Origin of the sequence: Coleofasciculus sp. G3-WIS-01, assembly GCF_040223135.1 — a bacterium.
Lineage (GTDB): Bacteria > Cyanobacteriota > Cyanobacteriia > Cyanobacteriales > Coleofasciculaceae > Coleofasciculus.
Genome location: NZ_JAVJZI010000270.1, coordinates 116,335 through 128,695, shown reverse-complemented (window position 1 = coordinate 128,695; position 12,361 = coordinate 116,335). Strand labels below are relative to the sequence as shown.

Annotated in this window: 15 protein-coding genes and 1 pseudogene; 8 read left to right on the top strand and 8 right to left on the bottom strand. The window is 47.1% G+C overall.

The window, feature by feature from the left end; genetic code table 11:
- Positions 1-489, top strand: a pseudogene (locus RIM23_RS29125) (hypothetical protein); the annotation flags it as partial.
- Positions 490-632: 143 nt separating this feature from the next.
- Positions 633-794 (top strand): hypothetical protein, encoded by a 162-nt coding sequence (locus RIM23_RS29120; protein ID WP_446371771.1) that lies wholly within the window; start codon positions 633-635, stop codon positions 792-794.
- 405 nt (positions 795-1,199) lie between these two features.
- Here RIM23_RS29120 and RIM23_RS29115 read toward each other — a convergent pair whose 3' ends face one another.
- Positions 1,200-1,403, bottom strand: coding sequence for a hypothetical protein (locus RIM23_RS29115; protein WP_446371769.1), 204 nt, complete (start codon positions 1,401-1,403; stop codon positions 1,200-1,202).
- Positions 1,404-1,432: 29 nt separating this feature from the next.
- Positions 1,433-2,989, bottom strand: coding sequence for a gamma-glutamyltransferase (gene ggt / locus RIM23_RS29110; RefSeq protein ID WP_446371767.1), 1,557 nt, complete (start codon positions 2,987-2,989; stop codon positions 1,433-1,435).
- 8 nt (positions 2,990-2,997) lie between these two features.
- Here ggt and RIM23_RS29105 point away from each other — a divergent pair, with 8 nt between their 5' ends.
- Positions 2,998-3,186: a hypothetical protein gene (locus RIM23_RS29105; RefSeq protein ID WP_446371765.1), complete on the top strand. Its 189-nt coding sequence runs from the start codon at positions 2,998-3,000 to the stop codon at positions 3,184-3,186.
- Between the two features lie 140 nt (positions 3,187-3,326).
- Positions 3,327-4,028 (top strand): CPBP family intramembrane glutamic endopeptidase, encoded by a 702-nt coding sequence (locus tag RIM23_RS29100; RefSeq protein ID WP_446371763.1) that lies wholly within the window; start codon positions 3,327-3,329, stop codon positions 4,026-4,028.
- A gap of 285 nt (positions 4,029-4,313) precedes the next feature.
- Here RIM23_RS29100 and RIM23_RS29095 read toward each other — a convergent pair whose 3' ends face one another.
- The gene (locus RIM23_RS29095; protein WP_446371761.1) at positions 4,314-5,024 is read right to left on the bottom strand and encodes a PEP-CTERM sorting domain-containing protein; all 711 of its coding nucleotides are present in this window, start codon (positions 5,022-5,024) and stop codon (positions 4,314-4,316) included.
- Between the two features lie 614 nt (positions 5,025-5,638).
- On the opposite strand from RIM23_RS29095, the gene RIM23_RS29090 reads away from it, so the two are divergent.
- Complete coding sequence (locus RIM23_RS29090; RefSeq protein WP_446371760.1) at positions 5,639-6,445, top strand: nucleoside phosphorylase; 807 nt, start codon at positions 5,639-5,641, stop codon at positions 6,443-6,445.
- A gap of 69 nt (positions 6,446-6,514) precedes the next feature.
- Here the strand turns inward: RIM23_RS29090 and RIM23_RS29085 are convergent, their stop codons facing one another.
- The 5 genes from RIM23_RS29085 to RIM23_RS29065 all read right to left on the bottom strand — a co-directional run bounded on the left by RIM23_RS29085 (position 6,515) and on the right by RIM23_RS29065 (position 10,521).
- On the bottom strand, positions 6,515-7,501 hold the full coding sequence (locus RIM23_RS29085) for a 3'(2'),5'-bisphosphate nucleotidase (protein ID WP_446371759.1): 987 nt from the start codon (positions 7,499-7,501) through the stop codon (positions 6,515-6,517).
- Between the two features lie 161 nt (positions 7,502-7,662).
- Entirely contained in the window at positions 7,663-7,899 is a 237-nt protein-coding gene (locus tag RIM23_RS29080) for a hypothetical protein (protein ID WP_446371758.1), read from the bottom strand.
- A 58-nt stretch (positions 7,900-7,957) separates the two neighbouring features.
- Positions 7,958-8,764, bottom strand: a complete 807-nt coding sequence (locus RIM23_RS29075; RefSeq protein WP_446371756.1) for an inositol monophosphatase family protein — start codon at positions 8,762-8,764, stop codon at positions 7,958-7,960.
- A gap of 135 nt (positions 8,765-8,899) precedes the next feature.
- Entirely contained in the window at positions 8,900-10,384 is a 1,485-nt protein-coding gene (locus tag RIM23_RS29070; RefSeq protein ID WP_446371755.1) for a BCD family MFS transporter, read from the bottom strand.
- A complete protein-coding gene (locus tag RIM23_RS29065; RefSeq protein WP_446371777.1) occupies positions 10,306-10,521 on the bottom strand; it encodes a hypothetical protein in 216 nt (71 codons plus the stop codon). Before RIM23_RS29065 ends, RIM23_RS29070 begins: the two co-directional genes overlap by 79 nt.
- Before the next feature lie 113 nt (positions 10,522-10,634).
- Between RIM23_RS29065 and RIM23_RS29060 the strand changes: the two genes are divergently transcribed.
- The 3 genes from RIM23_RS29060 (at position 10,635) to RIM23_RS29050 (ending at position 12,346) form a co-directional block, all read left to right on the top strand.
- The gene (locus RIM23_RS29060) at positions 10,635-10,886 is read left to right on the top strand and encodes a hypothetical protein (protein WP_446371753.1); all 252 of its coding nucleotides are present in this window, start codon (positions 10,635-10,637) and stop codon (positions 10,884-10,886) included.
- Positions 10,883-11,305, top strand: coding sequence for a PIN domain-containing protein (locus tag RIM23_RS29055; RefSeq protein ID WP_446371751.1), 423 nt, complete (start codon positions 10,883-10,885; stop codon positions 11,303-11,305). Before RIM23_RS29060 ends, RIM23_RS29055 begins: the two co-directional genes overlap by 4 nt.
- A 93-nt stretch (positions 11,306-11,398) precedes the next feature.
- Positions 11,399-12,346, top strand: coding sequence for an aldo/keto reductase (locus tag RIM23_RS29050; RefSeq protein ID WP_446371749.1), 948 nt, complete (start codon positions 11,399-11,401; stop codon positions 12,344-12,346).
- Positions 12,347-12,361 lie beyond the last annotated feature (15 nt).

Genomic DNA, 12,361 nt, shown 5'->3' with positions numbered 1-12,361 from the left:
GGCGGGAATCTCACTATCAACGCCACCGACAGGGTACAACTGACCAATCAAGGACAAATAATCGCCGAATCTACCGGCGCCGCCAAAGCGGGGGATATCCAAATTAACACCGAACACCTCAGTGCCACCAATGGCACCATTGCCACCTCCACCGAACAGTCTGCGGGTGGTGCGATTACCATCACGGCTGCTGACATCCGCCTATTTGAAGATAGCGACATCACCAGCCGCGTTGCCTCTGGTGCAGGGGGTGGCGGTAATATTACCCTCACCGCCAACACCATCCTGGCATTTGACGATAGCGATATCCTAGCTTATGCCCGTGATGGCAGAGGTGGGGATATCAGCTTAAACACCGTCGCCTTCTTCGGTGAAAACTTCAAACCGGCGCCCAGAGGAACTGACCCCGTTACCCCGTGCGCCCGACACGCCCCATGCGCCCAACACACGCCCCGTGCGCCCGACACGCCCCATGCGCCCGTGTCTTAAGCTCAACCCCTCACCAGAAGCATGAGGGGGCGATTGAAATCGCTGCTACACAAACAAAGTCCGCCTGCGCGGACTGGGTTATAACGGGGTAGCGTTCCCCGGATTTGGTATCACTCCAGTAGTGGTTTGGCATACCTAATTTGATGAATTCCGAAACCGTAGGGGCGCACGGCGTGCGCCCGACACGCCCCGCCCAACACGCCCCGCCCAACACGCCCCGTGCGCCCATCAAACCGTCAAATCAGAATTGTCGGGGCGCAAAGGATGATGCCCAGTTTAACGGTAAAATCTATTCCATCATTTGAGCTGGGTCACGCCACCATTTTGGGTTGAACTATGTTGCTAGGGCGGAATCTAGGGAAGACAGCCCCTACTATAAGCCAATCGCACCATCATTGTAGAGACGTTGCATGCAACCTCTCTACAATGATGCCTACTATATATAAAGAAAACTTTTAAGTTTGACGTTTAGGTTTTAATAGTCTAAAGATAAGCGGAGTTCGGGCGGGCAGAAAATGCCCCTGGTAAATCCTGATTTGACAAGGGTTTGGGGGTGTAGTATGATGTTTCTCTATACTGTATTGGGTTACTTTTATTGTCATTTTTAACTAACTATTCCTGAAACGCCTTGATAATGCGTTATCTGATTCTCTCTAGCGTTGGAAATTTTAAAATACTACAAATATGTTGCACATCCTAATTTGAAGGACTCATGCAGAGGCATATTTGACAAAAAAGCCATTTAATGCATATTGTTCCAGAGCAAAAAAGGACGACGGGTGGAAGAACCTCTTATCTGATAAGACTTGTAGCGTGAGGATATCATAGGCGATCGCGATAATTATTTCCACCCGTCGCCAGGTTGGGACTTGCCAGCGATTGGCGGTAGGTGGGCGCAGGGGGCGTGGGCGCAAGACGAGGCGCCCCTACAGATGAATTCCCCCTACAACTTAGCCACCGCACCATCCCGACGGCTGTCACCAGCGCCGACAACTAAACCCTCAGCGGTTTTCATCACCGTATGAACGCCACCAAAAAACAAATTTTTTTCTCGCCAACGCACAACCTGTTGATTTGTCAGCAAGGGATTGATAATTTCAGCTTCAGTTAAACCCGGTTCGATATGAAATCTACCCTTTTCTCCATGGGTTCTCGGACTATCGACGGCTTGCTCAATAGACATATTAAAATCTAAAATATTAGAAATCACTTGTAAAATAGCCGTTCTTATCCGATTAGAACCCCCTGAACCTAAAACAACTTCTGCCTGATTCTTTTGCAAAACAATAGAAGGAGACATCATCGACGAAATCCGCACATCTTCTTGCCACTGATGGAAGCCTTGGGGATTTAAATCTGCCTCTCCTAACATATTATTCACCATAATGCCTGTACCGGGAATTACATAACCCGAACCTTCCCCGTTAGACGTGGTAACACTAGCGGCATTTCCCGCCTCATCAATGACACTAATATGGGTAGTACTGCCCCATTTATTCACTGTTTCGGCTAAATCTTGTTGATACTGAGCAATAGAATCGTCAGCTAAAAATTGCTCGGCAATATCCTCTTGATACAGATAATCATTCAATCCCTGCTGTCTGGCTGTATTCGTCAACTGCATAACCTGTGCCAAAATTTCTAGATGACGCGCACTCCCAAAACCCAGATTCGCTAAATCAATGGTCGATAATAATTTTAATGCCCAAGCAATCAAAGTTCCACCCGAACTTGGAGGTGGGTTAGTTAATAAGGTATTGCCTCGATAATTAACCGTTAAAGGTTGCCGTTCTATTACCCGATAATCCTTGAAATCCTCTAAGGTTAAATACCCCCCTAACGCCTGACAATCTTTGACCAACTGATGAGCAATATCTCCTTGATAAAATTCTTGGACACCCTTTTTTGCCAAATAAGCTAACGTATCAGCAAAGGCTGGCATGATTACTATTCCATTGGGTTCGATGGGTTCCCCGGTAAGAATAAATATGTTTTGTCTGTTGCGCTCCGCTATAATAATTGGCGTCAAAATTGAAGTTAAACAATAGTATTGAAATCGATTTAATTTAACTCCATTTTTGGCATAGTGAATCGCGGGTTCAGCTAGGACATGAAAGGGTAAGCTACCCAATCGTTTGTGAACATGAAACACGCCAGCCATATTGCCCGGAACCGCCATAGAACCCAGTCCGATATGAAACTCTTGGATAGCGCCACCAAAATTAACATCAACGGGATAAAAATCAATATCCTTCTCAGGACGTTTTTGACGTGGGGTTTGGCAAAAAAAATCAAAGAGAATATTATCATTCGTTGGGGTATGGGCTAAGAGGAAACCACCCCCCGCCGCTGAGGTGAGTCCCGGTTCAGTAACAAAAGAGGCGAGAATCGCTGCAACCGCCGCATCAAACGCATTACCACCGAGACGAAACATTTCCCTACCCGCCTCAGCCGTTTTCTCATGTCCAGCCGCGATCGCGCCGCGTGTTTTTTGTATCATAACAGTTAATGTCTAGTCCGAATAACCACCAGAAGCTTTTGAGTTATAGCAGTTATTCACGTCATCATAACCAGGATCAGGATCAGCAGAACGTTGTGACAGTTACCAAACTGTCTGGTTTTCAAGAGCCACCGGAACCAGAAATCAAAGTGCGATCGCGCTGGCTTGTAGTAACCGCTATCTTCGGTTCTGGCTAGAGTTAGACAGCCTCTGTGAGAGGATAAGTCAATTCAATAGCCATTGACAACTTCTAAAAGTGGCACATATCTTTGCCGGTGACTCCCCTTAAACCCTTTAGCGTTAAATACAACTTAAACCTAGGGCGACAGAAGGTCAAATGCTAACAACTCATCCCCGCAAAAATGCACTCTTGGCATTGTTATTGCTTGTATCTGCTGCCAGCTTCGGGATAACAATGGCATTATATATTGCTCCGGGTGCTTTGGGACAGACAATCTTTTCCCTGTGCAAAGTCTGGTTACTTGCACTACCGCTAGTCTGGTTTATTTGGGTAGATCATGGCAAATTTAGACTATCCCTACCGAAGAAAAAGGAGTTGTTAGCGGGTGCAGGATTGGGACTGTTGATGTTTGGTATAATTATCAGTGCCTATTGGCTGTTTGGTCAGCAGTGGATTGATGTTATAGATGTGCGGACTAAGGCAAAACAAGCCGGGATTACTAGCCCCAATGTTTATCTGAGTGGCGCATTATATTTTACCTTCATTAATGCCCTGATTGAAGAGTACATCTGGCGTTGGTTTGTGTATAAAAAATGTGAGGTATTGGTATCTGGAACAAGAGCCGTATTTTTGGGTGCTATGCTATTCACACTCCATCACATTATTGCATTAGCCGCTTATACCGCCGATTGGGGTGTAGTTCTACTCGGTTCCTTGGGCGTATTCATCGCTGGGGCAGTATGGTCATGGTGTTATCTCACCTATCGTACCTTATGGTCAAGTTACCTCAGCCACATTCTCGCGGATTTAGCGATCGCAATAGTGGGTTGGCATCTACTGTTTGGGTCGCTAAGATGATAATAATGAGATTTATACTGGTAAATTGTGCCTAGCTCGTTGTTCTAATTACGATGAATAGATATCTGGATCAAATGCTTAAACGGCGTCGATGGTTACTCCTTAGTCTGTTTGTCGCTCTAGCTATTCTCACCTATTTTAGTCAACCAATTTAAGCTCATCAACAGCGTTTCAATGCCAATGCCTATATTTTTTTGCTTCAGAACTATTTCCCTTGTCTCCCTTGTCCCTTCTCACAAGTAAGGGACGCACCCTTGTTTTATTGCCTGTTGCGGTGAGCAGTACTTATTGAATTTGGCGCTTGAGAATAGAAGTTGTACCAAAAACTGCCATGATAACCAGACCTAACACCGAAGCCGGTTCAGGAACAGATTCAGACCTCGTGTCGGTCAAAGGTGGTATTTGCTCATCTCTATCATTCTCTGAGTCAGTCGGTAACTCTGGAGAACTTGAAGGGTCAGATTGAGCCAGGTTGCTGGCAAAACTCAGATTATCCATTTGAAACGCTTCATTTGCCGCCGCGATAGCTAGTGGAGGTGACTGCATCCCAAAAGATATGAGGTCAAAGGCTCTATCCGCAACAATTCCCAGGAAACCAGTCCCTTGTTCCTGAAGATACTGGGAGAAGACAACCGTATCTACTCCCGGTATTCCATCGAACAAACCCGAAACCGTTAATCCTCCATTACTTGTCGTTGAGCTAAAGTCAGCGCCAAATCCGATTATTTGAGACGGAAATTTGAATATGACACTCTGAGAACGACTCGGAGTAGACGTGTAAAATTGACCCGAACTCCATACTGATGAAACCCCTGTCACCTCAATCCCACTCTCAAGGAGTAAGCTTTGACTGCTGCTTTGAGGAGTAGAGAAGGTATCAGTAGTAATGCCAAAAACTGTTTCCTCCCAAGCTATCCGGTCAGTAAACACAGTCACCGCTTCAGCCGGAGTCACACCTGTTCCCAAAGCCATCAAAGTCGCGCTAGCTGCTGTCATTGATAAGGTTTTCATGGCAGTTGATGTAAACATGGTTGCTTGAAAGTAAGGGTTTACGAAGACTCTTCTTTGAAGAAAAAATCGGGAAGATGTAATTTGATCAAAAAACAAAGGGCTTACATTACATGGTTTTGGGGTTTACCTGAACAGTGATTTGTTTGGCTTGGTTAGTTAAATCCTGTCACATTCGTATTTTAATTGTCTAGTAAAACGACTCTTCTTTACAATAACTTTGATATTGATGGGGAAGCTAAAGTTAATTTAAAACGTCTAGAAATACCAACTAGCAAGGCTTTTGGGGATTTTGACTCATCCAATAATGTAAAAAAAACATAAAGATAATAGTACAACCAATAAAATTATTAATTTATGATAACTTTATAGAATTGGTAAAAACTTGATGAGGTCTTCACAAAAGACTAGGCTCAAAAAAAAGATATTCCCTAAAATTCCGGAATACTGAAATGTGAATTGATCAGGTTCTTCATTGAAACGGCGTCAAGTGCAAGTATTTTTTATTCAAATAAAATTCAAGTGGGGTAAGGCGTTCTCTTTTTGTGGCAAACAGCAGGTATTGTGGCTGATTTAATGGAAACAGCGAACCGATTCAACCTATGACCAATCCTTCTATGTATCACCTTGGCTTCGGACAAGATGACCTCGGTTTACCGCCCCCTACCCTGGCGCTGTTATCCGGTGAGCCGCAACGCGCTTCTCAGATTGCTCAAGACTATTTACAGGATGGGCGTCTGCTCTCGGAGAATCGGGGATTAAAGAGTTATCTGGGCAAACTGTCCAATAATCGCCCCATCTTATCGGCGACGAGTGGGATGGGCGCACCGTCTTTGAGTATTGTGGTGAATGAGTTGGTGCAACTGGGGATTGAGAGAATTATTCGGGTGGGGACTTGTGGATCGATTCAAGACTATATACCTGTGGGTAGTATTGTGATTACTCATGGGGCATTATGTCGCCAAGGTGCAGCCAATGATATTGCCCCAATTGAATATCCGGCGGCGGCTGATCCATTTCTGACGGTGAGATTAGTTGAGGCGGCGCGGGAGTTAGGGATTGAGCATTATCTGGGAATTACGGCGTCGGTGGATACATTTTATGAAGGGCAAGAACGCACCGATTCAGCGAATCCTTATTTAATGCGTCAGCTTCAAGGTATCACTCAAGAATACCGCCGTTTGAATATTCTCAATTATGAGATGGAATGTGGCACATTATTGAAAATGGCGGGGGTGTATGGATTTGCCGCTGCTTGTGTTTGTGGTGTTGTTGCCCAGCGAACGGCGGGAGAAGCAATTATTGTCGGGCAAAAAGAGGTGAGTGTGCAGCGTGCGATCGCAGTGGCAATACGTGCCGCCGAAAACGTTGACCAGAATAGCTATTATTTTCCCGCATCGATGAAGTAGGGGCTTGGTAACCAAGCCCCGACTCTACTGGTAACTACGCTATAGTCTTCAATTGAGGGTAGGAATAGGTCAAACGCTAGCTGTTTCCTGCAAGGCTTTCAGCACAGTATCATGAATCACACCATTGCTAACAATTACCCCCTGATTATCAGAAAGTTTGGCACCCAGAGAAAAGTTAAGGGGTTTGCCGTACATATCACTCACTCGTCCCCCAGCTTCCTCAACTACAATCGTTCCCGCCCCATGATCCCAAATCTTTTCCCGATAATCTGGAGACTTGGGTGATGGCAAACGCAGGTAAAGCGACGCCCGCCCCGAAGCGACGGCACCATACTTGGCTTGAGAGTCCATCCGCAACGAAGGGGCTGTAATTCCTACCGCCTTGGCAACAGCATCTTGTCGTGAGTGATCACCATGACCGGATTCCACACTCTCCACAAAGCGCATCGCCTCGTTACTATCAGCCTTCGTCACCTGAATCGGCTGAGGTTTTCCACCAGAGATGGGAACCATGGTTGCTCCTTGACCCCGTACCGCTACGAATAGGACACCCTTTTCTCCATCAGGTTCGTAGGGTGAAATCGGTAGGGCGGGACAAGCCAGAACACCGAGTTTCACTTCACCCAGTTCCACCAGTGCTAAAGCCACAGCATATTGATCTTGACGCAGAAAGCCTTTTGTGCCGTCAATGGGATCTAATGTCCAATAGCGCCCACCAATCTCACTATTGCCGCGATCAATCCAGTCCAAGATCTGATCCGATGTCGCATCACCAACAACAGACTTGACATAGTGAGTCACCCGATTGAGTTGGTCAGCCATTTCCGGTTGACGCAACTGAGATGCATCTTCTTCGCCCACGACGAGATCATCAGGAAACGCCATCGCTAACGCTCGACAGATAACCGCCTGGGAACCCAAATCCGCCACCGTTACCGGACTCTTATCACTCTTTTCCATCGCTTCAGGCACCTGTTCTTGGCGAACTTGCTCACACAGTTTGGCTGCTGTCAGCGCCGCCTCAATAGCTACCTGTTTTTCTTGCTCGTAAGACATGGTAAATCTCTATTGCTCCATAATACTCTCAAAAAAACCTGGCTAAGAACGGGAAGGGAAAACAGATTGTTTAGACCCCGACTAAGCGGCTTTAGCCCGCCCTTACCTTTTCTTGTAACGAGGGCAATCGCCATCGTGGGGGCTTACCTAAAACACTCATATCAGTGAGCCTTGGGACATTGATACCCTGGTACTGGTTGAGAAGCCGCTTCCCGTTTACCTGGAATACTGTTTGGTCGCACCCTTGGGTTAGATTTAACTTTCCCGATGTCACCACTGATCACGATCTGCCCTTTCCCTGTACCTGGATTAATCTGTACAGTTGGCATAAGGTTAGGAGCGATCGCTATGTCTAACGTATTGCCGCTTCCATCATGACCTCTCAGCAGAGCGATCATCAAGCCTCAAGCCAAGATTGGGGATTGGTGTAGAGACGTGCCATGGCACGTCTGGTAGCTAATTTTGTTGGATATAGGATTTAAACACATCCACTAATTCAGAACGGCTGACAATCAGCGTGGGAAAAGATCGCCCGCCGTAATCTTGACCCGCTTGCAGGGGGAAAATCGGCTCTGACTCCAACGACACCCAAACCGCACCCGCTGCTTTCACAATCACCCAAGCCCCCGCTATATCCCAAATCTTGGGCGTTGCTTCCATCCCACCGAGAACCGCTCCAGTAGCAACGGTGATAAAATTATAACTGGCAACCCCTAACATACGAATTTTACAGGGGAAGGGTTGCTGTAAGAGTAAGGTGCTGCGAGAGCAAAGGTTAAAAAAGTGATTACTACTGAGTTCATCCGGACTACTGTGGATAGAAAACTCATTCATAAATGCCCCAGGGATGATATCAGGTAATCCTGATTCCCCCGCCCAAAAGCCATGAAAGGATTGTCCAATGGGAGGAAAATGGACATAACCAAACACAGGTGTGCCGTGATACAGCAAACCCAGAGAAATCCCCCAAATTGGGATACCTCGGGTAAAGTTCGTCGTACCATCTAAGGGATCGATAATCCAGCACCACTCCGTATCAGGGAACCGATGTTCCCCTTCCTCACTTAAGATTCCATGACTCTTAAACCGAGACGCGATCGCACGACGAATCGTCTCATCTGCCAAATGATCCGCTTTTGTCACCAAACTCCCATCCGCTTTTTGCGACGCCTGACAGCAGCGAAAATCAGGCAGGAGTTGGCTACCGACATGGTTAGTAATCTCTTTGGCAAAGTCAAGGACAGACGCCCAAAATTCCTTCATTGGTTAAAAATCTATATAATCCCTCATCCAGAGTCCCTGGATAGAAATTGTCACCCTTATGCATTAAGTTAGGGCGGGTGCGAGTTACATCTGGGTCAACCCAAAATGATAACGGTGAAACCCGCCCCTACAATATTACCCGTCTAAATCATTTTCCATAACCGTCGCGATCGCTTGCTTGGTATTATCCCGGAATTCTTGCACGTTCACTCGTCCCAAAAACCATATAGCGGCAATCATCCCCACGGCTTGCAAGGCAAACACCAAGCCATAGGCTAACACAGGCACAGTAAACAAGGCTTGTCCAATAGACAACACCCAACCGCCGATAAAGGTAGCTAACCCCCGCGCCATCGCTTGAGCTAATCCCCACGCCCCAATAAAGGTTCCCGCTGTTTCCGCCGCCGTCAGATCCAGCATCAGACTCAATCCCCCTGTTGTGGTGATTCCCGCCGCTAGACCAAATAACAGCATCGCCAGCTTCAAAATCTCCCCCTGTTGGGTAAATCCCGATAGAATAATCACACAGAAGCTAATAGCCACTGAAATACAACCCAATTTCGTCGTATTCTGCTTACCGATACGAGGTACGACTAAAAACCCCGTGGTACTCACACCCATTAAAGTACCTAATCCCCAATAGGAATTGAGCCGAGTGGTTTCAGCAATGGGCATCCCAAAAACATCAGCGCCATAAGGTTCCAACACACCTTCCTGCATAAACAAGCTAATCGTCATCACCAATAAAAAGGTGAAAAATAAACCCGTTTGGCGACTCGCCGTTAAAACTTTCAGCGCCCTACCCAAAGTAACTTGGTCTTCTCGCTCTACTAAACTCGAACGGGAGGCGTAGCGGGAGTATTTTTTCTCAATTCCCAGAGTTGCCAGGATCGCTAATCCCATAACCACCAGTGGCACAATCATAAACAGGCGGTTGAGGGGAGTCTGTAATGTGGCTAATGACGAGGATAGAACCTCTGCACCAATCGGTGAGGCGGTTTCTGCTGGATCAAGGCTTTTGAGCAATATCCCCCCAGTAATCCCACCAATAATAATACCCACCATCAGCATTGACCAGGTTGTGCCAATTAACTTGGAGCGATTGTCCTCATCAGAAACATCCACCAGCATAGCGGTAAAGGGGGTAGAACTGGCACTCAGGGCTAAACCATAGACAGTAAAAATTAATGCCAATACCCCTGTCCAGCCTAATATCTCTGTATTTAACGTCCAGCCTCCCGCCCTTTGTACCGCTTCACCAAGTTGCCACATCACCTGGACCGCCAAAAAAGCCGCGATCGTAAATCCGGCGGTACCCAGCCAAACATAACCACTGCGGTGATATCCAAAGAGGGGTTTAGCATCGGAAAGTTGACCAAACCAAATTCTAGCCGGAGCAACCAGTTGATGCATAGCTAAAACCCCCGTAGCATAAGCCGGATTAATCCCTAGTTCGCTAATCATCACCCGGTTAAGGATACCCAAAGTAAGAATCGCCATAATCCCTAACCCCATCTGGAATAAACCCAGACGGAACATAGTCAAAATCCCAATTCTGGGGAGGGGTTTCTCCGGGAATGAGGGAGTGGATGAGGACTGAGTAAAATCACTGGTTTCCATAGCCGTTCAGACGCGATCGCTTGCTGCTGTTTATCGTTAATGACCCATATAAAACTATACGTTTCCTGAGAGTCTGTAACCAATAAACCCGATAAAATCAAAATATCCTGAGAAAACAAATCCAAACAGAACGGCAAAGCGGGGACGTTATCGTCGCATCCGTTGACTCAGGCGATTTTGGAGGATATCCAGCAGCAGAGTGAGGATAGAGAAAGATAGAATAAACGTAAATTTTGGCTCGGTAAAGACTATGGGAAACCTCTTCCTTGACCTATCTCCAGAACTTGAACAACAACTTCTGGGTCTCCCACCCAGCGACAAACTTCGCCTCATCCAACTGCTTGCCCAAAGTCTCAATGATCTTTGGAGTAGCCCGTCCCCAGAACCCTCCACCCAGCTTTCCGAGTTTTTTCGCTGCTCTCCCTTGGCTGAAGTCGCTGCGACTGGAGAACTCGACCTAAGTCGCGATCGCTCTGTCCCAAGCGATCGTTTTGTCCTATGACCTATCTCCTTGATACCTGCCTCATTTCCGAACTGGTTGCCAAACAACCAAATCAGCGAGTTGTAGACTGGCTTGATGCCCAACCCCCTGAAATACTCTACCTTAGCGTGATTACAATCGGTGAAATCACCAAAGGCATCAACAAGCTTACCGCATCCCAACGCAAAGACTCCCTGACAATCTGGCTTAACGAAACCCTTCCAACTCGCTTTGCCGGACGAATTTTAGGAATTGACATCACAACAATGCTATTGTGGGGTGAATTAGTGGGACGGCTCGAACTCGAAGGACGAATTCTACCTGTAATGGATTCTTTGATTGCCGCGATCGCCCTTCAACATTCTCTGCATCTGGTTACCCGCAACGAAAACGACTTTGCTGGGACGGGTGTCGCGATCGTAAATCCTTGGTCTACTTAGGCTGTTTGAGCATCCGACCTCATCTAAAAGTCCCCACCAGCAAAACCCAATACAATAAACATTAAGAAATGTAACGAAGTCGGAGCGCAGGGAATGACGATTCAGACAACCACCTTAGCTGAAAATGGTCCCACCGTAACCAGCGTAGGCATTGGCACTTGGGCGTGGGGCGATAAGCTGTTCTGGGGCTACGGCAACGATTATGGGGTATCTCAGGTACGAGACGCCTTTGCCGCTACCTTAGATGCAGGAGTCAGCTTTTTTGACACGGCGGAAGTGTACGGATTAGGAGAATCCGAGTCGCTATTGGGACAGTTTATGAAAGAATTAGGACGTCCAGCCCAGATAGCCACAAAATACTTCCCTGTCCCCTGGCGCTTTACATCACAGTCGGTGTCTGACGCCTTAACGGATAGCTTAAAACGGTTACAGGTTGAGCAAGTGGCGCTATATCAAGTTCATTCTCCCTTTAGCTTCTTTATGAGTCAAGAAACCTTAATGAATGCGCTGGCGGATGAGGTGCAACGGGGGAGAATTGCCACGGTGGGGGTAAGTAATTACTCCGCCGAACAAATGCGGGAAGCGCACGGTTATCTAGCCGCCCGAGGAATTCCCTTAGCGGTGAATCAGGTGCAATATTCCCTACTGGCGCGGCAAATTGAACGGAATGGCACTTTGGATACGGCGCGGGAATTGGGGGTGACGATTTTGGCATATAGTCCTCTAGCCCAAGGATTATTAACCGGGAAGTACACCCCAGAAAACGATGTGAAACCCACGGGGGCGCGTCAGCTTGATCCGCGTTTTAGCAAAGGGGGGTTAGAAAAAATTGCCCCTGTGATCAAACTTTTGCGTCAATTGGGGGAAAGATACGATCGCACGCCTGCACAGGTGGCGCTAAATTGGTTAATTGCCCAAGGTGTCGTGCCAATTCCGGGGGCGAAAACTGCCCAGCAAGCCCAACAAAACGCTGGGGCGTTGGGGTGGAGTTTAACCCCTGAAGAGGTGGAACAGTTGGATCAGGTGACTCGTGGTTTGTAGAGACGTAGCATGGAA